The 23,773-nt window shown below is 44.6% G+C and carries 22 protein-coding genes; 18 read left to right on the top strand and 4 right to left on the bottom strand.

What is annotated here, in order from left to right:
- Positions 1–20 precede the first annotated feature (20 nt).
- The 4 genes from rpoE (at position 21) to ACKTR2_RS05700 (ending at position 4,541) form a co-directional block, all read left to right on the top strand.
- Complete coding sequence (gene rpoE / locus ACKTR2_RS05685) at positions 21–626, top strand: DNA-directed RNA polymerase subunit delta (protein ID WP_407883378.1); 606 nt, start codon at positions 21–23, stop codon at positions 624–626.
- A 404-nt stretch (positions 627–1,030) separates the two neighbouring features.
- A complete protein-coding gene (locus tag ACKTR2_RS05690; RefSeq protein WP_407883380.1) occupies positions 1,031–2,644 on the top strand; it encodes a CTP synthase in 1,614 nt (537 codons plus the stop codon).
- Between the two features lie 270 nt (positions 2,645–2,914).
- A complete protein-coding gene (locus ACKTR2_RS05695; RefSeq protein ID WP_407883382.1) occupies positions 2,915–4,198 on the top strand; it encodes a UDP-N-acetylglucosamine 1-carboxyvinyltransferase in 1,284 nt (427 codons plus the stop codon).
- 97 nt (positions 4,199–4,295) lie between these two features.
- Positions 4,296–4,541 (top strand): type B 50S ribosomal protein L31, encoded by a 246-nt coding sequence (locus ACKTR2_RS05700; protein ID WP_057810130.1) that lies wholly within the window; start codon positions 4,296–4,298, stop codon positions 4,539–4,541.
- Positions 4,542–4,894: 353 nt separating this feature from the next.
- Here ACKTR2_RS05700 and ACKTR2_RS05705 read toward each other — a convergent pair whose 3' ends face one another.
- Positions 4,895–5,662, bottom strand: coding sequence for a CPBP family glutamic-type intramembrane protease (locus ACKTR2_RS05705; protein ID WP_407883385.1), 768 nt, complete (start codon positions 5,660–5,662; stop codon positions 4,895–4,897).
- A gap of 253 nt (positions 5,663–5,915) precedes the next feature.
- Complete coding sequence (locus ACKTR2_RS05710) at positions 5,916–6,383, bottom strand: low molecular weight protein-tyrosine-phosphatase (protein WP_407883387.1); 468 nt, start codon at positions 6,381–6,383, stop codon at positions 5,916–5,918.
- A 191-nt stretch (positions 6,384–6,574) separates the two neighbouring features.
- On the opposite strand from ACKTR2_RS05710, the gene ACKTR2_RS05715 reads away from it, so the two are divergent.
- The 6 genes from ACKTR2_RS05715 to ACKTR2_RS05740 all read left to right on the top strand — a co-directional run bounded on the left by ACKTR2_RS05715 (position 6,575) and on the right by ACKTR2_RS05740 (position 12,401).
- Positions 6,575–7,957: a UDP-N-acetylmuramoyl-tripeptide--D-alanyl-D-alanine ligase gene (locus tag ACKTR2_RS05715; protein ID WP_407883389.1), complete on the top strand. Its 1,383-nt coding sequence runs from the start codon at positions 6,575–6,577 to the stop codon at positions 7,955–7,957.
- A 290-nt stretch (positions 7,958–8,247) separates the two neighbouring features.
- Positions 8,248–9,783 carry a DEAD/DEAH box helicase gene (locus ACKTR2_RS05720; protein WP_407883391.1) on the top strand — a complete coding sequence of 512 codons (1,536 nt, stop codon included), beginning with the start codon at positions 8,248–8,250 and terminating at the stop codon, positions 9,781–9,783.
- Between the two features lie 270 nt (positions 9,784–10,053).
- Entirely contained in the window at positions 10,054–10,419 is a 366-nt protein-coding gene (gene acpS, locus ACKTR2_RS05725) for a holo-ACP synthase (protein WP_407883393.1), read from the top strand.
- A gap of 52 nt (positions 10,420–10,471) precedes the next feature.
- On the top strand, positions 10,472–11,602 hold the full coding sequence (alr, locus tag ACKTR2_RS05730) for an alanine racemase (protein ID WP_407883395.1): 1,131 nt from the start codon (positions 10,472–10,474) through the stop codon (positions 11,600–11,602).
- A 110-nt stretch (positions 11,603–11,712) separates the two neighbouring features.
- Positions 11,713–11,967 carry an antitoxin gene (locus ACKTR2_RS05735; RefSeq protein ID WP_407883397.1) on the top strand — a complete coding sequence of 85 codons (255 nt, stop codon included), beginning with the start codon at positions 11,713–11,715 and terminating at the stop codon, positions 11,965–11,967.
- A 71-nt stretch (positions 11,968–12,038) separates the two neighbouring features.
- Positions 12,039–12,401 (top strand): type II toxin-antitoxin system PemK/MazF family toxin, encoded by a 363-nt coding sequence (locus ACKTR2_RS05740; protein ID WP_407883399.1) that lies wholly within the window; start codon positions 12,039–12,041, stop codon positions 12,399–12,401.
- An 86-nt stretch (positions 12,402–12,487) separates the two neighbouring features.
- Here the strand turns inward: ACKTR2_RS05740 and cbpA are convergent, their stop codons facing one another.
- Positions 12,488–13,126: a cyclic di-AMP binding protein CbpA gene (gene cbpA / locus ACKTR2_RS05745; RefSeq protein WP_407883401.1), complete on the bottom strand. Its 639-nt coding sequence runs from the start codon at positions 13,124–13,126 to the stop codon at positions 12,488–12,490.
- A gap of 189 nt (positions 13,127–13,315) precedes the next feature.
- Positions 13,316–14,278 (bottom strand): L-lactate dehydrogenase, encoded by a 963-nt coding sequence (locus tag ACKTR2_RS05750; protein ID WP_407883403.1) that lies wholly within the window; start codon positions 14,276–14,278, stop codon positions 13,316–13,318.
- Positions 14,279–14,531: 253 nt separating this feature from the next.
- Here ACKTR2_RS05750 and pth point away from each other — a divergent pair, with 253 nt between their 5' ends.
- From pth to hpt, 8 genes are all read left to right on the top strand, one after another.
- Positions 14,532–15,089: an aminoacyl-tRNA hydrolase gene (gene pth / locus ACKTR2_RS05755; RefSeq protein ID WP_407883405.1), complete on the top strand. Its 558-nt coding sequence runs from the start codon at positions 14,532–14,534 to the stop codon at positions 15,087–15,089.
- A gap of 48 nt (positions 15,090–15,137) precedes the next feature.
- Positions 15,138–18,689: a transcription-repair coupling factor gene (gene mfd / locus ACKTR2_RS05760; protein WP_407883407.1), complete on the top strand. Its 3,552-nt coding sequence runs from the start codon at positions 15,138–15,140 to the stop codon at positions 18,687–18,689.
- Between the two features lie 36 nt (positions 18,690–18,725).
- A complete protein-coding gene (locus tag ACKTR2_RS05765; protein ID WP_407883409.1) occupies positions 18,726–20,342 on the top strand; it encodes a putative polysaccharide biosynthesis protein in 1,617 nt (538 codons plus the stop codon).
- A gap of 23 nt (positions 20,343–20,365) precedes the next feature.
- Positions 20,366–20,641 (top strand): RNA-binding S4 domain-containing protein, encoded by a 276-nt coding sequence (locus tag ACKTR2_RS05770; protein ID WP_407883411.1) that lies wholly within the window; start codon positions 20,366–20,368, stop codon positions 20,639–20,641.
- Positions 20,642–20,803: 162 nt separating this feature from the next.
- Complete coding sequence (locus tag ACKTR2_RS05775) at positions 20,804–21,187, top strand: FtsB family cell division protein (RefSeq protein WP_407883413.1); 384 nt, start codon at positions 20,804–20,806, stop codon at positions 21,185–21,187.
- 114 nt (positions 21,188–21,301) lie between these two features.
- A complete protein-coding gene (locus ACKTR2_RS05780; protein WP_407883415.1) occupies positions 21,302–21,757 on the top strand; it encodes a S1 domain-containing RNA-binding protein in 456 nt (151 codons plus the stop codon).
- Between the two features lie 95 nt (positions 21,758–21,852).
- Positions 21,853–23,202, top strand: coding sequence for a tRNA lysidine(34) synthetase TilS (gene tilS / locus ACKTR2_RS05785; protein ID WP_407883463.1), 1,350 nt, complete (start codon positions 21,853–21,855; stop codon positions 23,200–23,202).
- 3 nt (positions 23,203–23,205) lie between these two features.
- Positions 23,206–23,757: a hypoxanthine phosphoribosyltransferase gene (gene hpt, locus ACKTR2_RS05790; RefSeq protein WP_407883416.1), complete on the top strand. Its 552-nt coding sequence runs from the start codon at positions 23,206–23,208 to the stop codon at positions 23,755–23,757.
- The last annotated feature ends 16 nt before the right edge of the window (positions 23,758–23,773 follow it).

The following is a 23,773-nucleotide window of genomic DNA, read 5'->3' on the forward strand; positions in this document are numbered from 1 at the left end:
TCGAAAGGACGGGCCTTATTTTGGAACTTAAAATTTTCGAAGGTCAAAATAAAAAAGAATTGTCGATGATTGAAGTTGCTCACGCAATTCTCTCACAGCACGGTGAAGCAATGGGCTTTGCTGACCTAACCAATGAGGTTCAGACGTACCTCGGCGCTAGTGATGAAGAAGTTCGCGCACGTTTGGCGCAATTTTATACTGACTTAAACGTTGATGGCAGCTTCATTTCCCTCGGAGATAACACATGGGGTCTGCGGACGTGGTACCCATTTGACTCGATCGATGAAGCTACGATTAACGGTGAAGAAGACGAAGACCAGCCAAAGCGTAAAAAGCGTCGTAAGGTTAATGCCTTTTTGGCGGACGCGGCTGATGACGATGATGTCATTGACTACGATGATGACGATCCAGAAGATGACGACTTTGGTCAGTCAGATGATGATGACAGTCAAGATGGACCAGATACGCAAGACAATGATTTTGATGATGACGATGATGATACCGAAAACGATGACACTGATGAAGAGTTACCAGATGGCATCGAGGGTCAGCTCGCCGAATTAAATGATGATGACGACGATGATGATGACGAAGAAAACGGCGATGATGAGGATGATCCTGAATAGGAGCCTTTAAATTGTGCGACTGTCTCATTAGGAAGTAGCGTCTATGGCGATGGCTGTAGACGCTACTTTTTTTGGTGTCCGTTGGTGCTCGTCTTTACCCGGGCTGGTACACACGCTTTCCTAAACACGCTCGCCATCGCTGAAGGTTGCGCCCAACTAACAACCGTAACCGGGCCAAGACCGCCCAATTACGATTATCTGTTGGTGCTCACCTTCACCCGCGATGGCGAGCGTTCTGATCTTTTTTCTTGACCCACATGCATAAAGTCGGTATTATATTTTTTGGGCCCCGTTCAGTGAACGGGCACAGTTAAGTTGTAATTAAGGCTCCCAATTCTTTTGAATTGGGAGTTTTTTCGTTGTTAGATATTCCCCGCAAAATAAGAGAAGGAGCATTTATTTAGATGACCAAATACATTTTTGTCACCGGTGGTGTGGTTTCGTCAATTGGGAAAGGGATCGTTGCAGCCTCGTTAGGACGACTGCTGAAGAATCGTGGTTTAAAGATCACCATTCAAAAGTTTGATCCATACATTAACGTGGACCCAGGGACGATGAGTCCATACCAACACGGTGAAGTCTTTGTCACCAATGATGGTACGGAAACTGATTTGGATTTAGGCCACTACGAGCGTTTTATTGATATTAACCTGAATAAATACTCAAACGTTACAACGGGGAAAATCTACCAAGAAGTTTTACAAAAGGAACGTCGTGGGGATTACTTGGGGGCGACTGTCCAAGTTATTCCTCACATTACCGACGCGATTAAAGAAAAAATCATGCGAGCTGGTCAGACTACAGATGCTGACGTTGTGATTACTGAAATTGGTGGAACAGTCGGCGATATTGAGTCATTACCATTTATCGAAGCCTTGCGGCAAATGAAGACAGAAGTTGGTAGCGACAATGTTTTCTATATCCATACGACATTAATTCCATACTTGCGGGCTGCCGGTGAAATGAAAACGAAACCTACCCAACATAGTGTTAAGGAACTACGCGGTTTAGGAATTCAGCCTAATATGCTAGTCGTTCGTACAGAGAAACCAATTACGCAATCGATGCGCAATAAGATCGCTTCTTTCTGTGATGTTGAGCCTGAGGCCGTGGTTGAATCGATGGATGTGCCAACGGTGTACACGGTACCGTTAGCACTGCAAGACCAACACATGGATGACATTGTTTTGAACCACTTTCAAGTTGATGCCCCTGCAGCTGATATGACCGCATGGCGGCAGTTAGAGCAACATGTTCAAAACCTGCACAAGACAATTACGATTGACTTGGTGGGCAAGTATACTGATCTTCAAGATGCGTATATTTCTGTTAACGAGGCATTGAAATCTGCTGGTTACGTAGTGGATGCGGATGTTAAGATCAATCATTTCAATTCCGAACAGATCAACGCTGATAATGTGGATGAATTATTGGCTGATGCTGACGGGATTCTGGTGCCGGGCGGCTTCGGTGGTCGCGGAACTGAAGGTAAGATTTTGGCCATCAAATATGCCCGTGAACACGATGTGCCATATTTAGGAATCTGCTTAGGAATGCAAATGGCATGTGTCGAATTTGCCCGTGATGTCGTTGGCTTGAAGAATGCTAACTCGACAGAAATTGATCCGGATACGCCATATCCAGTGATTGATTTGATGTCTGATCAAGAAAATGTCAAAGACCTCGGTGGCACACAACGACTTGGCGCCTACCCGGCGAAATTGAAGCCGGGGACGTTAACGGCCGCTGCTTATGATAATGAAGAGGTTATTTCTGAACGTCATCGTCACCGTTACGAATTCAACAATGCTTTCCGTGAACAGATGACCGCACATGGTTTAGTCTTTTCAGGAACATCTCCAGATAACCGGTTGGTTGAAGTGATTGAGTTACCAACGAACAAATTTTTCGTGGCCGCGCAATATCATCCTGAATTTTTATCTCGTCCGGATCGTCCAGAAGGGCTCTTTAAGGCCTTTGTGAAAGCTGCTGATGACGAGCACATTAGTCGTCAATAGTTGCGTTTATTACGACAATTAATAACATCCATTAGGTTCGATTGAAGACTTGGCAGATTCAATCACTTAGTGGATGTTTTTGGTTCTAAAACATTTTCTAAAAATATACTGAGAAGCGGATCCTCTTATTGTGTTTTAAAGGTTCGTTCATTAGTATTGAAGATAATTGCGTGCTCCCCATTAGTGGTTGAGCAAATGAAGCAGTAGATAAATTTAAGTGTAAACATATGGCTGCTTGCGGCAGCTGATGTGATGAGAGAGGAATAACGCATGAAATCAATGATCATCCAAGGAGGTCACCGTTTATCTGGTGAGGTGACTATCGGCGGTGCCAAAAATAGCACAGTTGCTTTGATTCCGGCAGCAATTTTGGCTGATACACCGGTTCAATTTGATTCGGTGCCTGACATCTTGGATGTCCATAATTTAATGGCAATTCTCGATTCAATGAACGTGTCCTCCCATTTTGAAAATGGTGTACTCGACATTGATCCCACCCAGATTGAAGAAAACGCCTTGCCTGGAAAAGCGATTAAGAGTTTACGAGCCTCATATTATTTCATGGGGGCTTTATTAGGTCGTTTTAAACGGGCGACTGTTTCATTTCCTGGTGGTGACAATATCGGTCCGCGGCAGATTGATCAGCACATTAAGGGATTTAAAGCCTTAGGCGCCCAAGTCACCGAAATTGATGATGCTGTGCATATTGACGCTAGCGCAGGGTTGCATGGGGCGCGGATCTTTTTGGATTTGGTTTCCGTGGGCGCGACGATGAACATCATCTTAGCGGCAGTGAAAGCTGACGGTTTGACAGTGATCGAAAATGCGGCCAAAGAGCCAGAAATTATTGACTTGGCGACATTTTTGAATAATATGGGTGCAAAAATTCGCGGCGCCGGGACTGATGTGATCCGTATTGAGGGCGTGTCAACGCTCCAAGCGTCGAATACACACACAATCATTCCCGATCGCATTGAAGCTGGCACATATTTGTCCATGGCCGCAGCGATCGGTTCAGGGATTAATATCCAAAATGTTATTCCAGAACACCTCGAAGCGTTTACTGCCAAGCTACAAGAGCTAGGTGTTAAATTGGATATCAGTGAAGATAGCATTTATGTGCATAAATCTAATGATCTATCACCAATTCAAGTCAAAACGATGCCTTATCCAGGCTTCGCCACCGACTTACAGCAACCGATTACCCCGCTGATGGGCTTAGCTAACGGTTCTAGTCTCATTATCGACACAATTTACCCAGAACGCACAAAGCACATTGCTGAACTCAACCGAATGGGTGCAAATATCACGCTGGAAGATAAGATGATTGTAGTCAATCATTGTGATCAATTGACTGGCACCACAGTCGCAGCTGGCGAAATTCGTGCTGGCGCGGCGTTAGTTATCGCTGCTTTGATGGCAGATGGTAAAACGACCATTAACAATGCAGAAAACATTCTACGAGGCTATGATCGTATTTCGGAAAAGCTTAAAGCATTAGGCGCACAAGTCCAAATTATTGAAGATACCGATGCCGGTGTCTTTGAGTATTAGTGACCTTGCGCGCTAGACTCATTCATGGTATATTGTTTGGGTTGATTACATGTAACTATGACTCAGCAAATGACTCATGGCAAAGGAGATTACACTCATGAAACAAGGCATTCATCCAGATTACCACCAAGTTGTCTTTATGGACTCAACCACTGGTTTTAAGTTCATTTCAGGCTCAACGGCGACTTCTCAAGAAACCACTGACTGGGAAGACGGCAACACCTACCCATTAATCCGGGTTGAAATCACTTCTGACTCACATCCATTCTACACTGGGAAGCAGAAGTTCACTCAAGCCGATGGTGCGGTTGACAAGTTCAACAAGAAGTATGGTTTGAAGTAAACTGATCAAGTTAACGTAAACTAAGCTGGCTGATAAAATGCAGCTTATAACTACGCTTGAAGCGAATGATGGCTAATGCCGTTGTTCGCTTTTTTGTCGAGCTATAAAAGCCTAATTTCTTTTTCCTACTACTACGAGACAAGTCTGCTGGAATTTAGTTATCAGGTTCCGCCAATGGCATGAAACGAGTTTGATCGATAAATTAGCATAATCAACGAAGAGGATTAGGAGCTCTTAAAATCAACTACGAGCGACTTGTGTACGAGGATTGACATTTAACGAAGGTCTAAAAACACCCACGCTGCAAATCAAATGCATGCGTGGGCGTTTGAAATTTTGCCAGGTATAACTGGTTAAAGTCCTGTCAAGACTCTAAGCGTTACGGCTAAAAAGCCAAATGAATCAAACAAAAAATGTGATAGAAAAGTGATAAAAATATTTTTGGTCCGAATGTAAACACCAGTATCAAAGAAGCGAGAGACGCCAACGGCAAAAAACATTTCGAGGAAATGAAAATCATAGGCCTTAAAATGCATGGCACCAAATATGAACATGGAAATGATCCAGGAGATTACGAGAGCTTTATTTCTCGACAACTGTGTGTGTCTTTGGATAAGCGCTGCGACAATTAAAAATGAAAAGAGAGCGAGAAATTCTTCAGAAAAGGTTTCTAGAACGTCGCCAATTTCCAATACGGTAAACTTTTCGAGTATGACATCTTTAGCCGTATGGAGTAGAACACTTGTCGTCGAGTCAGCTACTGCCTGATAGTGGAGTTCTTTTAATAGAGTAACCGCTACGTTACTATAAATTGTGCCGGCAATTAACATGACCAGACCGAACCCCAAATCTCGCCAAGTTAAGCGTCTGAATAATTGGCTAATCTTAGAACCAGACAAAGTATTAAACGCGATGATAAATATGATAAATGGCACGATATTTTCAAAGATAAAATTAAGCCATACATTCTTAATTGGGTCGGCGAAAACAAGCATGAGCGAAGCCAAAATTGTGACAATTAATAAGATGACCAAATGTTTTGTCGAGGCACCTCGATCATAATCGATCAGCGGAAATCCCCTCGTTTCTCGCTTTTTTTCAAACAGAATGCCATTTTTCATGATGACGCCCCCAAATTAGTTAATGAGATAAGTGTACAAATGATGGATAATGGGCGCAATTTTTGTTCTCCACAAATTGTTGGGAGATTGGTGATTAGAAAAGTGAGGTAGTCAATAGGCAGGGCCCAATGGAATGAAGTACTAACGAGCAGTATTAGGCGGTGTATTTAACGGAAGCAATGAAAAATTCCCAGCTGAACATGATAAAATGCTCAGCTGGGGACTAACAGGATAGGTTAAAAACCACATCAGGTTATGATAGATTTTGTTGGACTTTTGCCAACCATAGCGGTAATACTTCAGCCAACTGGCGATAGGTTAAGGCAAAATTGTGTGAGTACCACGGGTCGGGAATTTCTTTGCCGCTTTCAGTGGGAATGACGTCATAAGCCAGATGGATTTTGTAATATTGATTAGTGGGCAATAATTCTCGTAAATTGGCGACATTTTCACGATCCATCGTGATGATCCAGTCAGCTTGATCATAGTCAGCGGTGGTAATGGGGCGGGAGCGATGATTGGCAATCGATAACCCATGTTCAGCTAAGATATGTTGCGCGCCAGGATGAGGCGGGTTACCTTCTTCCCAATTGCTGGTGGCGACTGATTCAGTCTGGATTTTACTTTGTAAACCAGCTTGGTTGATGAGTCGTTGGAACATGGCTTCAGCCATTGGCGATCGACAAATGTTACCAAGACAAACGAACAGAACGTTTTGCATGAAAACCTCCATCAGATAATTTAGTTTAATTGTGCCGTGTTGAGTGGCGTCTTGCAAGAAATTTAGTTGAATTATGAGATATGGTATAATCATAAACAATTGTGATTGATTGACTAATGTAGTTTATCACGCAATTTAGTCGAAATGGCGTGAACACAGCCAGTTAAATGGTGTGATATGAGGGGTTTATCATGAAAATGCAGTTAGCAGAAATTGCGAAGGCAGTTGATGCACAAAATGATTTAGGCGAGTCAGCTACTATTACGGTGACATCTGTACACTTTGATAGTCGACAGTTGGCTTCCGAGTCGCTATTTGTACCGCTTCGTGGCGAGCATGATGGTCATGAATTCATTGACAGTGCACGCGAGCATGGGGCGATAGCGAGCTTATGGGCTGCCGACGAAGCTGACCATGCGCCACACGACTTTCCAGTTTTAATCGTGGATGATCCACTAATCGCGATGACGCAATTGGCCGCCTATTGGTTGGCCAAGATTAATCCACAAGTAGTTGCGATTACTGGCAGCAACGGGAAAACAACAACGAAAGACATGACGGCAAGTTTGCTTAGCACGGAATACAACGTGGTGAAGACTTACGCTAATTACAATAATGAAGTAGGGGTACCATTCACGGTACTCTCGATGGAAGCAAATACGGAAGTTTTGGTCGTTGAATTAGGTATGGATCGTTTCGGCCAGCTGGATGAATTGAGTCGGTTAGTAGCGCCAGATGTCGCGGTAATTACGATGATTGGTGAAGCGCATATTGAGTTCTTCGGTACACGCGATAAGATTGCCGATGCAAAAATGGAAATTACTCACGGGCTAAAAGCGGACGGTCGCTTTGTTTACGACGGGGATGAGCCACTACTGGTGAGTCGTGCCCAAAACATTGCTAATGAACAGCGGACGTTTGGACAACAAAGCGCTAACGATTTATATCCGACACAAATTAATCAGGATACAAATTTGCACACAACGACGTTTACTGTGAACCAATGGCCTGATGAAATATTTACGATTCCTTTGATGGGTGACTATAACGTTAATAATGCATTAGCGGCTTTGACGGTCGCCCAGTTATTTCACATTCGGACAGCGAATCTCGTGAAGGGTTTAGGTGCGGTGGCCATTACCAAGAATCGGACACAGTGGTTGACTGGTGCCAAGGGTGAGGCCATTTTAAGTGATGTTTATAATGCTAACCCGACAGCGATGAAAGATGTCCTGCGTTTGTTTGCGCAAACACCAGCAAAGGGTCGCCACATTGCAGTTCTTGGTGACATGCTAGAGTTAGGTCAAGATGCTGATGCGCTGCATGCTTCTGTGGCTGAGGCATTAGTTCCAGATCAGATTGAGGAAGTTTATTTGATTGGTCCACACATGCAAGCACTAGCTCAAACGCTGACGACTAGTTATCCGAAGGCAGCTATTCACTATTATCCAACAGCGGGTAAAGAACAGTTAATCGCGGAATTATTGGCTGATATTACTGCCGACGATGAAGTTGTCTTGAAGGCTAGTCATGGATTGCACTTGGAAACGGTTTTAACGGCTTTACAAAGTTAAATTGAGTTTTTATATCAACAATGACGTTACCATTTGGGGACGTCATTGTTTTTTATACACTAAGGCGATTGCGAGAGCCTAGCGAACTTAAGACGGCTAGTTCAGACTAGGAAACATTTGCTTATCGCTGCGTAACGCGTTAAACTATTACAGTTGCGTTTTTTAAACGTGCACGCGTTAAAAATTGAATATCACACAAGAAAAAACGAATCAGGACGGCCGTTTTCACGCTTTAGCAGACGGATTTTTGCTAGTGTTGACGAAACCTTTTGATTTGAGGAGGAACTAATTTGAAGTTTGCAGAACTAGGTCTGAATAAAGACCTGCTAAAAGCCATTGATGAAAGTGGCTATGAAGAAGCAACCCCGATCCAAGAACAGACCATTCCATTGGTTTTGGCTGGTGATGATGTCATTGGTCAGGCTCAAACTGGGACGGGGAAGACGGCGGCCTTTGGGTTACCAATTTTGGATCGTATCGATACCGAAAACCCAAATGTTCAGGCATTGATTGTTTCACCAACACGGGAATTAGCCATTCAAACTCAAGAAGAATTATATCGCTTGGGTAAATATGAACGGGCACGGGTCCAAGTTGTTTATGGTGGCGCAGACATTCGTCGTCAAATTAACAGCCTTAAGAACCACCCGCAGATTGTCGTTGGTACGCCAGGACGATTACTTGATCATATTAATCGGAAGACGATTCGTTTAGATCACGTGCAAACGTTAGTCTTAGACGAAGCTGATGAAATGCTAGATATGGGCTTCCTTGATGATATCGAAAGCATCATCAAGATGGTGCCTGAAAAGCGTCAAACCCTGCTGTTCTCAGCAACAATGCCAGATAAGATTCGGCGGATTGGCATTCAATTCATGAGTGCTCCTAAAGAAGTCCGAATTAAGGCTAAGGAATTAACCACTGATTTAGTGGATCAATTCTACGTAAAGTCAAAAGAATATGAAAAGTTTGACTTAATGACGCGGTTATTTGATGTACAAGATCCTGATCTAACGATTGTATTTGGTCGGACAAAACGGCGCGTCGATGAATTGTCGAAAGGTTTGGAAGCTCGTGGGTATAATGCTGCCGGGATTCATGGTGATTTAACCCAACAACGGCGTTCACAAATTTTGAAACAATTCCGTGATGGTAAATTGGATATTTTAGTGGCAACGGACGTGGCCGCTCGTGGTTTGGACATTTCTGGGGTAACCCATGTGTACAACTATGACATCCCACAAGATCCCGAAAGCTATGTTCACCGAATTGGCCGGACTGGCCGTGCCGGGCATCATGGAACTAGTTTGACATTTGTAACGCCAAACGAAATGGATTATCTGCGTGAGATTGAAAAGCTAACGAAGGTGCGGATGTTACCATTGAAGCCACCTTCAGCTGCTGAAGCATTTGCTGGGCAGTTAGCTGCTGCAGAAAATACAGTCGCAGAGCTTGTTGAACATGCTGATACCGATAAATTTGACCAAGAAGCGGCTGATTTATTAGCTCACTATGATGCCAATGACTTAGTGGCAGCCTTGCTAAGCAATTTGACACCTGGTGATGAGCATGATGTGCCCGTCCATATTACACCAGAACGTCCATTGCCACGGCGTCACGGTGGTGGCGGTGGTGGCCGGAGCCGAAATGGTGGCGGTCGGAATTACCGTGGTGGTAACAACAGCCGTAACGGACATAACAGTCGATCATCACGTGAACGCGAAAATGGTAATCGCGGACATTATGATCATCGCTCCGGCTCGCGTAATGGTAACAGCAGCCGCAATGGCGGTGGCAAACGTAGCTATTCCATTAAGCATAACTAATTATTAATATTTATTCATGCCTCTGCTCGGGTTGATCGCCGACGGGGGCTTTTTTATGTTCGCTAAGCCTGATGTCTGTGCCTAGCCCAGCCTGCCTAATTGGCAATGAACGCCAACCAGTCAGTCCCCGCTAGTGCTCGACATCACCCAGGCATGTTCCGCTCTGATCTTTAAAACATTGGCACCGAATTGATGCGCAGTTCTATGCTATAATTTCGCTTAGATGTCACTAGTCTAGATCGATAGTAAAGAGAGACAGGAGCGAATAGCATGATTTTTGGCACCGGGATTGATTTAACGGATATCGAGCGGGTAGCGGATTTGAATCAACGGTTTCCAAAATTTGCGGCGAAGGTGCTCACGGCGGATGAACAATTGGCTATGGCGACACTGAAAGGTCAGCGCAAACTGGAGTTCTTAGCTGGACGTTTTTCTGCTAAAGAAGCTTACAGCAAAGCATTAGGCACTGGTCTTGGACATGCAGTCGGATTTCAAGATCTTGAAATTCTTGACGATAAGTTAGGCAAGCCGATGTTAACAATGCACCCATTTAATGGGCCAGCGCACATTTCTATCTCCCACACGGCTACGCAAGTCATGACTCAAGTGATTTTAGAACAGCCTGAGATCCATTAGGATTAAATCGGGTGATTGGTGATTATTTAACTTTTGAAATGGGGCAATTCTTTTGACAGATACAACGACGTCACAGATTATTGGGCGGCACCGGCCAACCATCGCGCACATCAATCTTGCGGCAATTAGGCACAACATTCAGGCCGAATTGCAGCGCGCCAAACCGGGGACGGAAATGTTTGCCGTTATCAAAGCCAATGGCTATGGTCATGGACTGGTTGAAATGGCTCGAGCTACCTTGGCTGCTGGTGCCACCGGGCTGTGTGTGGCCATCTTAGATGAAGCGTTGGTCCTACGCGAAGCCGGTATCACCGCCCCAATTTTGGTATTGGGTGTTACACCGGTCACTTGGGCACAGATTGCCTGTGAGCATAATATTGCGCTAACTGTGGGTGATCAGCAGTGGTTGACTGATGCAGCACCAATGCTTACTGGGCAATTGCGCATCCACCTCGCATTAGATACGGGGATGGGGCGAATTGGTTTTCAGAAACCGACCGAATTAGCTGATGGATTGACTGTTTTAGCCCAATATCCGAACAAATTTAATTTCGAAGGGATTTTTACCCACTTTGCGACGGCCGATGAAGCTGATCATCGCTATTTTGATCATCAGGTACAACGTTGGCAAGCGATGATGGCGGTGGTACCGCGACGTCCGCGTTATGTGCATGTGTCTAATACCGCCACATCATTATGGCATGAAGCTTGTAATGGCAATATGATTCGGTTTGGCGTGGGTATCTACGGTTTAAATCCTTCGGGAGGCAGTTTGACCAGTCCATATCCGTTAGAACCGGCGTTACGTCTTACGACACGGCTAGCTTTTGTCAAACGTTTGGCAGCTGGGGACTCAGTTAGTTATGGGGCAACCTACACGGCTAGACATGATGAATGGATTGGAACTTTGCCGATTGGCTATGCGGATGGTTATCCCCGACGAATGCAAGGCTTCTACGTCTTGGTGGACGGTCAGCGCTGTGAAATTGTCGGCCGGGTTTGCATGGACCAGTTGATGGTTCGATTGCCTCGTGAATATCCAGTTGACGCATTAGTGACGTTAATCGGCGAAGATGGAGCAGAGACAATTACGATGCAAGACATTGCAACGTATGCGGGAACCATTCATTACGAGATTGCGACCAATCTCAACATGCGTATCCAACGGGTTTATGAAAACTAGCTAGCGGCCGTCAAATATTACAGTTTTGTGTAATTGATAATTTTCACTTAAAACATGCTAAAATGTAGGCACCAAGCGATTGGTAGAAGGATGGATGCGGGGGAGTCAGCATGGCAAAGGATGGACGTCAAGTACCAGTTAGTTTTGATGATGCGACGCTAACTGAGCTCAATGCATACTGTGAATTTTTCAGTTTGGATCCGAATGAATTAATTAATTCTGTTCTCGGTCACTTTCTGGAGAATCACCAATCAGCTGATTTTAATCAATTGGCGCAAGGCTACTTAGCCATGGGACAACTGAATGAAGAAATCGCTGATGAATTTTCCGCAACGGAGGCAGAAGTTGCTCGCTTAGATCGTTAAGCAGCTTGTCTTCGTAGCAATGGAGCAGTCGCTCCATTTACATATTGACTTAAAGAGAGGTTCTTAGGTAGTTGGCAAACGTGGAAGTAAGGCGCGGGGATATTTTTTATGCCGATCTGTCCCCTGTTGTGGGATCAGAGCAAGGTGGCATGCGACCAGTGCTAATCGTACAAAATAATATCGGCAATCATTATAGCCCGACGGTAATCGTTGCGGCAATCACGGCTCGTATCAGTAAGCCGAAGATGCCGACCCATGTCGGGGTGCCCGCCAAGGGTAATGGTATTGGCAAGGATTCGGTAATCTTATTAGAACAGATTCGCACCATTGACAAGCAACGTCTTCGTGATCGTGTGACTCATTTAGATGATTCGGTAATGAATCGGGTCGATCGTGCACTAGGAATTAGTGTTGGATTAGTCGAACGTGATTGAACTCAAAATATAAATTAACAGACGAAAATCGGCATCGCTCAGCTTAAGTAATTTAGCTGAGCGGTGCCGATTTTAGTTACAGTTGGTTATTCGAGTTGTAAATTTTCAACTTCGGAAACGCGAAATTGTTTACGGTTTAAAGCCTTGATGATTTTTTGACAACGTTCTTCGTCGACATCGGCGGGTAAGGTGAAGAGGGTTCGATGGACCAATTCACCGGCCTGCACATCTAGTGTCATACACGAAGCGATGGAAGTGTATTTCGTAATGATTTTTGAGATGTTAGCTAAATCACCACGTTCACCTTGGGAAACCACGGTTAAGACATAACTGCCAACGTTGAAATTCCAACTTTGAGACAACATGTCTAGCAAACGAGTATGCGTTAAAATGCCATAAAAGTAGTTATTTTCATCTAATACTGCAATGTAAGGTAGATCCTTGATTGAGAAAAAGACTTTAAAAAAGGCATCATTGATGGAAATGAATTTCGTTGCATTTTTGAGCAAGGTAGTAACTGGTAAGCTCATGTCACCACCACGTGATTTGTGTCGATAAATGTGCATTTTGTAAATGTTACCGCGGAAAATCTTGCCAGTTTCGTCTAAAATTGGTACACAACGGAAGCCGGAATCTTCTAACACTTTCAAAGCTTCTTCTAAAGTGACATCCTCACGCACTGTGGTGATACTGTCGTAAGGTTTAACGAGCGTTTTTAATAACATGCAGCGACCTCCAAAAATTAAAAAATGGTAAGAATGTTGTTTTCATCATACCACACCTTAACGACAATCGGGGATCAAGGATGGTGTCATGACGGATTTAAATCAAAAAAGTAGTCTAAAAAAACCGATGCCTAAGTTAGACATCGGTTAGAGCAGCATTAGTCAAGGTAACTAATAAGCTGATTCAAATTATAGGCCAGTTTCTTTGAAGCCGTTATCACGAACCTCTTTTAAAGTTGCTGCAGAAGCTGCCATCTTTTCTTTTTCATCAGCCGATAATGGTACTTCAACCACACGGTCAATTCCTTGACCATTGATGACGGCAGGTGAACCAATAAAGGTATCAGTTAAGCCGTATTCGCCATCTAGTGGAGCGCCAACTGGCAAGATCGCATTTTCATCCCGCAAAATTGCCCGTGAAATCCGCATCAATGAAGTTGCAACGCCGTAGAAAGTGGCTCCTTTACGGTTAATGATTTCGTAGGCTTTGTGCCGTGTTTCATCTTCAATTGTGGCTAGGTCATCACGAGAAACGCCATTTTCTTCAGCAATTTGTAGTAATGGCTTGCCGGCAATCGTTGCTTCATCAAAGTTAGCAAATTCGGAGTCGCCGTGTTCACCCATGATATAAGCATTAACGTCACGCGCATCCACGTTGAACTTCTTGCCTAATGCAACTCGTAGACGGGAAGTATCTAATGAAGTTCCTGAACCAATGACCCGACTCTTGTCAAAGCCTGACCATTTCCAAGTCGCATAAGTTAAAATGTCAACTGGGTTAGCCGCCACTAAGAAGATGCCGCTAAAACCAGCGTCAACAATTGGTTTAACGATCGTTGACAAGATTTTTAAATTTTTGTTCACTAAGTCTAGGCGAGTTTCACCGGGCTTCTGTGGTGCCCCAGCTGTGATAACAACGAGATCAGCGTCTTTAGCATCGCTGTATTCACCAGAGTAGATCTTCTTTGGCGTGAGCCATGCCAAGGTGTCTTCAAGGTCTAAAGCGTCCCCTTCAGTCCGATCTTTCAAGACGTCGACAATGACGAATTCTTCTGCGAGGCCTTGTTGTGCCATGGCGAAAGCGTAACTTGAACCTACTGCTCCGTCACCAACAAGCAATACTTTTTGATGATTTGTAGCCAAAATAATCATCCTCTCTATAACTAAATTTTTATTTTGTAACCGGTGTAAGTATAACATATGGAGGCCTTGTGAAATACCGCATTAAGTCGTCCTAGACCAGTGTCGCCTAGGCGCTTCGAGATGAGGATGTGCTATAATACAAGTCTGAAAACAATTTTAACTGAAGCGAATATTGCTGATTGATAGGGAAACCGATCGATCAGCCCTTTTGCATAGTAGGAAAGACAAAATTAATGATCAAGAGTGGGGCAAGGACAGATAAATGAAGATGGTCGTAGGGTTAGGAAACATTGGTGCTGAGTATGAACGGACACGGCATAATGTCGGGTTTATGGTTGTCGATCAATTAGCGGATGAGTATGGTGTTACGTTTAAACGGGCGCGCCAAGAAGCTTTCATAGGTAGTGCACTCATCGGACATGAAAAAGTATTATTGGTTAAACCAACAACATATATGAACGATTCGGGCCGTGCCGTTCGGCCATTGATGGACTATTATCACGTGAGCTTAGATGATTTAGTCGTGATTCACGATGACATGGATTTGCCAGTCGGTAAAATACGGCTGCGACAAAAAGGGTCGGCTGGTGGTCATAATGGCATTAAAAGTTTGATCGCCCATTTAGGTACACCGGCCTTTAAACGAGTCCGCGTTGGCATTGATCATCCTGCCTCTGTCAGTGTCGTTGACTACGTTTTAGGTCGCTTTACCCAGGCGCAAACATTGGGGATCCGAGCAGGGATGGATGATGCTCAAGCGGCAGTTGAAGCCTGGTTATCAGGGACGGAGTTTGATCAGGTGATGAATTCGTTTAATTAAGGGTCAGCAGCTGGTGCATTTTAATGATCGTCATACGGAAGGAAGATTATGGAATTACAAGATTTTATGCGGTCGGCGCCGGAGTACCAACAGATTCTGGCAGGAACCAATAAACGCCGGCAATTAGTGACCGGAATGGCAGGTTCAGCTCGTTCACTTTTACTGAGTACACTATTAGCAGATTTAAAGCAGCCGTTATTGATGGTGACAGATACGGCTTTTCATGCTGGTCAACTAGCTGACGATTTAACCAATGTGCTGCCTGATGAGCAGGTGTTTAACTTTCCCGCGGAGGAAATGTTAGCCACCGAAATAGCCGTAAGTTCGCCTGAGGCTCGAGCTGATCGGGTTCGTGCCTTACACGCCTTGCAACGGCAAGCGCCAATTGTCGTTATCAGTGATTTGGCGGGATTGCGTCGGTATTTGCCGCAACCCAGTGATTTTGCCGCGGCGAGCTTTACTTTGGTAACCGGCCAAGACTATCAATTACGCGACTTACAAAACCAACTCCATCAGATGGGGTATGTACACGAGCAGTTGGTCGCTCGTCCTGGTGATTTTGCTGTTCGCGGATCCATTTTTGATATTTATCCGTTAGATGCTGATTATCCAGTGCGAGTGGATTTTTTCGATACCCAGATTGATTCATTGCGAACTTTTGACCCCGAGAATCAACGGAGTCTCGAAACAATTGAACAGATCACTGTCTTACCAGCTACAGAATTAGTGATGAATCCGACTCAGTTAAGCAGTGGTAAGGCGAAACTAAGCCAGCTCGTTGATAAGTACGCAAACACATTAAGTGGTGATGAGCGTCAACAGCTAACGGCCCACTTTGACGAATTACTCGTAGATGATGCCCAGCCAAGCACGGTGCCCGAATTGGGGTTGTACGCGCATTTGTTTTACCAAGAGCCGGCAGGGCTGCTGGATTACTTGACTACTGATGGAGTTGTTTTATTCGATGATTACAATCGGTTAATTGAAACAGATCGGCAGATTTCGACAGATGAAGCCAACTGGATCACGGATCGTTTGCGGACGCAATCGATGTTGCCAGAACAACCATTAGGCCATGATTTTCGGCAAACGATCCGTGAGATCAAACAGGTGCAAGTCTTTTTCTCGCTTTTTCAAAAAGGCATGGGCAATATGCGTTTTGATCAACTGACGAATTTTATTAGCCGGGATATGCAGAAATTTTTCGGTCAGCTACCGGTTTTAAAGACGGAAATTGAACGTTGGCAAAAACAACACCAGACCGTGGTTATCATGGTCAATGATCAAGACCGGATCAGTAAGGTCAATGACACCCTACACGATTTCGAGATAAAAGCCAGTTTAGATAAGGTCAGCAACTTGACCCAGGGCGCTGTTCAAGTGGTGCCGGCCACTTTGCAAAATGGATTCGAGTTGTCGGCAGCTGGCTTGGTCGTCGTGACTGAGAATGAAATGTTTGCCAAAGTCACCAAAAAGCGACCGCGACGGCAAACATTAGCCAATGCCGAACGATTACGGAGTTATACAGAATTAAAACCTGGCGATTATGTGGTTCACATCAACCACGGGATTGGCCGCTTTGAAGGAATGCAAACCTTGGAAGTGGATGGGGTTCACCAAGATTACATTACGATCGATTACCAAGATAATGCGAAGATTTTCATTCCCGTCACGCAGTTAAATTTGATTCAAAAGTATGTTTCGTCTGAAGATAAAAAACCACGGGTGAATAAGCTCGGTGGAACCGAGTGGGCGAAGACAAAACGTAAAGTTGCCAGTAAAATCGAAGACATTGCCGACGAGCTGGTTGACCTATACGCCGCCAGAGCCGCGCAAAAAGGTCACGCTTTCCCGCCAGATGATGCCTATCAGGCTGAGTTTGAAGCGGCATTTCCTTACGTTGAAACACCAGATCAACTGCGGAGTATTGATGAAATCAAGCATGATATGGAACAGCCTAAGCCAATGGACCGTTTGTTAGTCGGCGATGTCGGCTTCGGCAAAACAGAGGTGGCCTTGCGAGCAGCTTTTAAAGCGATTGAAGATCGGAAACAAGTCGCCTTTCTGGTCCCAACAACAATTTTAGCGCAACAACACTATGATACGATGACCGCGCGTTTCGATGGTTTTCCCGTTAAAATCGGGATATTGTCTCGGTTTGATACGCCCAAGCAAATGAAAGCGACCCTGGCCGGTGTGGCAAGCGGTGAAATTGACATTGTCGTGGGTACGCATCGTTTGTTATCCAAAGATGTCATTTTTAAGGACTTAGGATTGCTACTGGTTGATGAAGAGCAACGCTTTGGCGTTAAACACAAAGAACGAATTAAGCAAATGCGCGCGTCAGTGGATGTCTTGACTTTGACGGCAACGCCCATCCCACGAACCTTGAACATGTCGATGATTGGAGTTCGCGATCTATCCGTCATTGAGACGCCACCTGCGAACCGTTATCCCATTCAAACGTATGTGATGGAGGCTAATCCGGTTGCCGTTCAAGATGGCATCAACCGGGAACTTGCCCGCGGTGGCCAAGTGTTTTATCTGCATAACCGCATTGACGATATTGAACGCGTGGTCGACAATGTGAAACAACTTGTTCCAGATGCCCGCGTGGCATATATCCATGGCCGAATGACTGAAACGCAACTGGAAAGTGTTCTATACGATTTCATTCGCGGTGAGTACGACGTGTTAGTCACGACTACAATTATTGAAACCGGCGTTGACATTCCCAACGTAAATACTATGTTCATTGAGAACGCTGATCATATGGGATTGTCACAGCTGTATCAATTGCGAGGTCGAATCGGACGCAGCAATCGGGTGGCTTATGCTTACTTTACTTATCAACCCAATAAAGTATTGACCGAAGAAAGTGAAAAGCGGTTGGAAGCAATTCGCGATTTCACTGAATTGGGTTCTGGTTTTAAAATTGCGATGCGTGATCTGTCTATTCGAGGGGCTGGAAACCTGTTAGGTCAGCAGCAGCATGGCTTTATTGACTCGGTCGGGTATGATTTGTACACCCAGATGCTCTCGCAAGCTGTCGCTAAAAAGCGTGGACAATCTGTCCAAGTGCGATCGGATACGGAAATCGAATTGGGCATTGAAGCATATCTTCCCTCTGAGTATATTGCTGACGAACGGCAGAAGATTGAAATATACAAACGAATTCGTGAATTAGACAACGAAGCCCAGTACGTGGAAGTTGATGAGGACTTAATTGATCGCTTTGGCGATTATCCTCAAGCAGTCGCTAATTTGTTGGCAGTGGGTCATTTAAAGATGACTGCCGATGCGGCACTCATCAGTAAGATTGCCCGTACCGATGATGTGATTTTAGTGACTTTGTCTGCAGAAGGTAGTCGAATCTTGTCAGGAGAGGCGATTTTTAAAGCCTTATCCGAAACAAAGTTACGCGCCACAGTAAGTGATAATGCGGGACAATTGGTCGTCAAATTAGTTATTCAGCCTAAAATGACGGAGACACAATGGCTTGCATCATTGAGTGCCTTTGTGACTGCGTTGGCTGAGACGGTCGGTGTTCAAACGGAAACAAGAACTGCTGAAACGGCTTCGACGAACGCAGCCGATTAAGTCTTGGCTACAGAATCTTGGAGTAAAGGAGTCCGCATGAAGATACATCCACAAGCCAAAGCAACGGATAAGCCTACCCAAACAGCTCGTCGGGGGTTAGTCAATGGGGCTTTGTTATTGTCGTTAGCGGCGCTTATTGCTAAGGTTCTTAGTGCCGTGTACCGGATTCCGCTGCAAAATTTAGTCGGGAATACGGGTTTCTACGTTTATCAGCAAGTCTATCCATTGTATGGGATTGCAATGACCTTCGCCTTGAGTGGCCTGCCAGTATTTATTTCAAAATTAATCGCTGAGGTGACAGATCCATGGCGCCAACGGTTAGTTGCTCGCCGAATCTTTGTTATTTTAGCTGGCTTTGGCTTATGCTTGTTCATCGGTTTGTTTGTGGGGAGTCATGGCATTGCAGCGGCGATGGGTGACACTGGTTTAACACCACTGATTCAGGTAGTTGCTGGCATGGCGTTATTTTTGCCATTCTTAGCTGTTGGCCGCGGTTTGGCGCAAGGTCAGTTTAATATGCGGCCCACTGCGATTTCACAAGTATTGGAACAGGTCGTGCGGGTGATGGTCATTATTGTTGTCGCCTGGTTAGCTGCGCACCAGCATTGGAATGTGTATCGGATGGGCGCTTGGGCCATGAGCGGGGCGTTATTCGGAGCTGTTGCCGCCTTAATCGTCTTTGGACAAACTTATCGAAGTCTATTCAGGCCGTTACCAGCAACAAAACCAGTAGCTACAAACGATCATTGGCGAACTTTGATGGGGCGTTTGTGGCAAGAAGGTGGTACCATCTGTTTATTTGCGGCGGTTGTTATCCTATTGCAACTCGTTGATTCATTTACGGTGAAGCGTGGTTTAGTTGCTAGTGGGCTTACTGACCCAGCTGCTAAATCGCTCAAAGGCGTTTATGATCGAGCTCAACCGCTAATACAGTTAGGTCTAGTTGTCGCAACCAGTTTTTCGGCAACTTTATTACCAGCGTTAAGCGTTGCCTGGCGTCAACAGCGTCAACAGGCAATTCAAATGACACTAACCATGTTGATTCATATTAGTCTTGCCCTATCAGCTGCCGCCACAATTGGATTAGTCGTGCTCATGCCACTCATAAATTTAGTTCTCTTTGGCAGTGAGACTGGTAGCTTGGCTTTAGCAATTTATTGTCTCAGTATCATTTTCGCTAGCTTAATCAGTACGTATAATAGTATTTTGCAGAGCATGAATCAGTATCGACTATCGCTAATTGCGTTAACTGCTGGGCTCATTGTTAAAGGCTGTTTTAACTATTGGGCCGTTTACGTGTGGGGAATTAATGGCGCTAGTTGGCTGACGGTGATTAGTTTGGCGGCAATGATGCTAATATTATGGTTGGGTAGTCCAACATCGATGAGAACAGCCTTGACTCATGGTAGTTTTGTCCGCAAATTGGTAGGAACCGTTGGTACAATGGGAGGACTAGCTGGTTTAGCTAGTTGGTTATTCCAGTTGTGGCTGCCACTAACGCGTGGGTCAGCTATCTTGATGGTTGCGATTTGTGTGGTTATTGGGATGAGCGTCTTTGTTGGATTAGCGTTATGGGGACAATTGTTTTCGATGCGAGAGTGGTTAACCTTGCCGGGTGGAAGGCGATTGTTAAAACTAACAAAGCGAAATTAAGTCAGAATTTGACGAGGTGAAAGATGCGATTAGATAAGTTTTTGAAATTATCACGAGTGATTAAACGGCGCACGGTGGCAAAGGAAATTGCTGACCAAGGCCGAATTACGATTAATGGAAATAAAGCGAAGTCATCCAGTAATGTCAATGTGAATGATAAATTAGTCATTTCATTTGGTAATAAAACACTGACCATTCAAGTTTTAAATCTGATGGAAATTGTTAAAAAAGATGATGCTGATAAGATGTATAAAGTCATCAATGAAGCGTATGCTCGAGATTTTAACGCTGAATTATAATTACAATTTTAATTGCATGACGAAAGTACGTTCCCCTAAAAATGCCCTAAAACGTTGAGGTGTAATGGTTTTGTCATTTACATCTATTTTAGCCGTTGTTATACTCTAGTTAATAAGTTGATTGAATACAATCGAAGTTGACCATTAATGGTGGGGCATGACATGCAAGATAAACAGACGGTTCATCAGTTGAATAACGATTATGTACAGCGTTTACGCGCTAGTGAAGTGGCTCATCATGCCCAAAAGCTGGCTTTGAGTAAACAACGTCGTGGTCGAGCTGTTCGAATTTTAATTGGTTTTGCCGTCGCACTAGTCTTATGTGTATGGGCCTACGGAAAAAATTTAGCTAGTCTTCATCAAATTAATCAGCAAACTGAGGTTGCTCAAAAGCAATTGAGTACCGCAAAAGCTGAACATGGTCAACTGAACCAAAAGGTGAAACAGCTGCATAATGATGACTATTTAACGCAATTGATTCGGTCGAAATACTTATATTCGAAGAATGGTGAGATTGTCTACAACCTACCAAGTAATTCGAAATAAAATTAACTGAAAACGGGCAAACCAACAGCCGCAGTGACTATCTGCGACTGTTTTATGTTAAAATAATTTTAATTTTACCGGTAGGTTTAGGTGCTCAGGAGGGCTATTTTTTCTATGGCAGTGGAAGTTGGTAGTAAGGTGACAGGGAAAGTGACGGGAATTACTAATTTTGGTGCATTTGTCGATTTAGGCGATCATCAAAGTGGACTCGTTCACATTAGTCAGGTCTCAAATAATTATGTCAAAGATATTCACGATGTCTTGAGTGTTGGTGACGAGGTTAGCGTCAAGGTCATATCCGTGGACAAGGGGAAGATTGCCTTGTCCATGAAAGCACTCGAGACACAATCGTCTAATACTGAGTCGCACCATGACCGTCCACATACCTCAGCACCTAAGCGAGTAAATAACGCCAACGTACATAGCAGTCGCGGGCGTAAGTCACAACCGATTGACAGCAGCTTTGATGGAATGATGGCGAGCTTTTTAAAGGATAGCGAGCAGCGCTTGGCAACTTTAAAGCACAACACTGAAGGTAAGCGAGGCGGCCGCGGTGGGCGACGTAGCTAGGTCAATAGCAGTGTATTGAAGCGTTGCGGTTTTTAAAACCGTGATGCTTTTTTTCTAAAGGCAGGCTTAAGGAGGAAAACGATATCGACAAAGTGATGCGGTTGTTTTTGCAAGCTAATCGGACACATCATCTGTGGCAGCCAGAAGATACGATTGTATTAGCAGTGTCCACTGGCGTTGATTCGATGGCCTTATTGACATTATTTAGACAGCTACCAAAAGCACAGCGACCACGGTTGGTGGTGGCACACGTCAATCATCAGTTACGGGCCCAAAGTGACCAGGAAGAAAATTACCTCCGTCAGTATTTAGCTAGCAGCGATATTAAATTAGTTGTCAAGCATTGGCCACAACGCGAACATCCTAAGTCCGGCTTAGAGGCAGCTGCGCGTCAGGTGCGCTATAATTTTTTCCGAACGGTCATGACCCAGTATCAAGCCAATGTGTTGGCGACGGCACATCAACAAGATGAGCAAGTCGAAACGGCGCTCATGGCGATGATCGAAGGCCGATCGTTCACGAGTAATTTAGCGATTGAGTGGCGACGCCCTTTTGCGAATGGGCATTTAATTCGTCCCTTGCTAGGTGTATCTAAGACGATGCTGCGGGATTTTGTGAGACGCCAGCAGATTATGAGTTTTGAAGATACAACAAATCAAGAGCTGACGGCGACCCGTAACCGAGTTCGCCAACAGCTCATTCCACTCATCAAGCAAGAAAATCCCCGATTTGTCGCAGACTTTAGTCAGTCGATTGTGGATCAGCAGCAAGTGACGTTTTATCTGCGCGGTCAGGCCCAAACAATTTTGGCGGAAATTGGCGGCCAGGTGACTAAAGTTGTCCAGCATGAGTTACCAACAAGCTTTTTACTGAAACAAGATTTTTTACGTCAACAAGGACCAATTAATATTGCCGCTGGTGCTTGGCAAAATGCCGCTCGTGGATTGACTAGTGGTCCGCCACAGACCCATTTCAACTTAGATAAAAATTGGCAACTCGTCCGTCGCTATGACAATTATTTCTTTCAAAGGCGAACGCAAACGCCTGAGAAAATTGAGTTGTCGCTTCAATTTGAAAATAAAACTATGGTAACATTGAACAAACGACACCCCTTAAGCAATGGGGGCTGGCTAGATGCTTGTGATGCTCAACAAGTTGTGACGATGCAACCACAGCGTCACAGCGTTCACGTTCGCGTTAAGGCATCTGAGTGGCCATTGGTCGTACGGTTGGCAAAAAAAACTGATCTGCTTACCTTGCATGGTGGGCATCATCAGCAAGTGCGCCGAATTTTGATCGATCAAAAGGTACCTGTTGAACAACGTCAAGCACAACTCATCGTAACGACCAACACTGGTCGTCCGTTGTGGCTAGTTGGTCGAAAAGTAGCAGTGGGTAACGATGGCGCACTAATTGAATTGTCGATAAAACTAGACGGGGAGTAGCGAATGAATAACGATATTGAAAGAACGCTCTATAGTGTTGAAGACATTAAGGAAGCAGCTCACCGACTGGGGCAGCAGCTCACTGAGGATTATCAGGACAAACGGCCGATTTTAATTTCGGTACTTAAGGGTGCGATCTTATGGACGGTTGATGTGATGCGCGAGATGGACATTATGGCCGAAGTGGACTTTATTGATGTCTCCAGTTATCACGGTGGCGTTGCTTCAGCTGGCGAGATTCAATTGGTCCACGATCTTAGCGCTGATGTAGCTGGACGTAATGTCATTATTATGGAAGATATTATCGATACTGGACGTACCCTACAATTCTTGATCGATCTGTTGAAACAGCGACAGGCTAAGGACATCAAGGTCTGTACGTTACTTGATAAGCCTGAGGGTCGAGTGGTCGCGGCTAAAGCCGACTATGTGGGTTTCAAATTGCCGAAAGAATTCGTGGTTGGTTATGGACTTGATTACAAAGAGTTCTATCGTAATTTGCCATATGTGGGTGTTTTAAAACCATCCGTATATGAAGGTGACCGTCCTGAGTGAAAAATCTGTGCCTAAT

Origin of the sequence: Furfurilactobacillus curtus (assembly GCF_045862785.1) — a bacterium.
Taxonomy (GTDB): domain Bacteria; phylum Bacillota; class Bacilli; order Lactobacillales; family Lactobacillaceae; genus Furfurilactobacillus; species Furfurilactobacillus curtus.

Coding starts and splice junctions, on each gene's coding strand:
- ACKTR2_RS05710 (WP_407883387.1), bottom strand. CDS start 6,383: ATGCAAAACGTTCTGTTCGTTTGTCTTGGTAACATTTGTCGATCGCCA.
- pth (WP_407883405.1), top strand. CDS start 14,532: ATGAAGATGGTCGTAGGGTTAGGAAACATTGGTGCTGAGTATGAACGG.
- ACKTR2_RS05765 (WP_407883409.1), top strand. CDS start 18,726: ATGAAGATACATCCACAAGCCAAAGCAACGGATAAGCCTACCCAAACA.
- cbpA (WP_407883401.1), bottom strand. CDS start 13,126: ATGTTATTAAAAACGCTCGTTAAACCTTACGACAGTATCACCACAGTG.
- tilS (WP_407883463.1), top strand. CDS start 21,853: ATGCGGTTGTTTTTGCAAGCTAATCGGACACATCATCTGTGGCAGCCA.
- ACKTR2_RS05695 (WP_407883382.1), top strand. CDS start 2,915: ATGAAATCAATGATCATCCAAGGAGGTCACCGTTTATCTGGTGAGGTG.
- ACKTR2_RS05690 (WP_407883380.1), top strand. CDS start 1,031: ATGACCAAATACATTTTTGTCACCGGTGGTGTGGTTTCGTCAATTGGG.
- ACKTR2_RS05715 (WP_407883389.1), top strand. CDS start 6,575: ATGAAAATGCAGTTAGCAGAAATTGCGAAGGCAGTTGATGCACAAAAT.
- hpt (WP_407883416.1), top strand. CDS start 23,206: ATGAATAACGATATTGAAAGAACGCTCTATAGTGTTGAAGACATTAAG.
- ACKTR2_RS05735 (WP_407883397.1), top strand. CDS start 11,713: ATGGCAAAGGATGGACGTCAAGTACCAGTTAGTTTTGATGATGCGACG.
- ACKTR2_RS05700 (WP_057810130.1), top strand. CDS start 4,296: ATGAAACAAGGCATTCATCCAGATTACCACCAAGTTGTCTTTATGGAC.
- mfd (WP_407883407.1), top strand. CDS start 15,138: ATGGAATTACAAGATTTTATGCGGTCGGCGCCGGAGTACCAACAGATT.
- ACKTR2_RS05770 (WP_407883411.1), top strand. CDS start 20,366: ATGCGATTAGATAAGTTTTTGAAATTATCACGAGTGATTAAACGGCGC.
- ACKTR2_RS05750 (WP_407883403.1), bottom strand. CDS start 14,278: ATGATTATTTTGGCTACAAATCATCAAAAAGTATTGCTTGTTGGTGAC.
- ACKTR2_RS05775 (WP_407883413.1), top strand. CDS start 20,804: ATGCAAGATAAACAGACGGTTCATCAGTTGAATAACGATTATGTACAG.
- acpS (WP_407883393.1), top strand. CDS start 10,054: ATGATTTTTGGCACCGGGATTGATTTAACGGATATCGAGCGGGTAGCG.
- ACKTR2_RS05705 (WP_407883385.1), bottom strand. CDS start 5,662: ATGAAAAATGGCATTCTGTTTGAAAAAAAGCGAGAAACGAGGGGATTT.
- ACKTR2_RS05780 (WP_407883415.1), top strand. CDS start 21,302: ATGGCAGTGGAAGTTGGTAGTAAGGTGACAGGGAAAGTGACGGGAATT.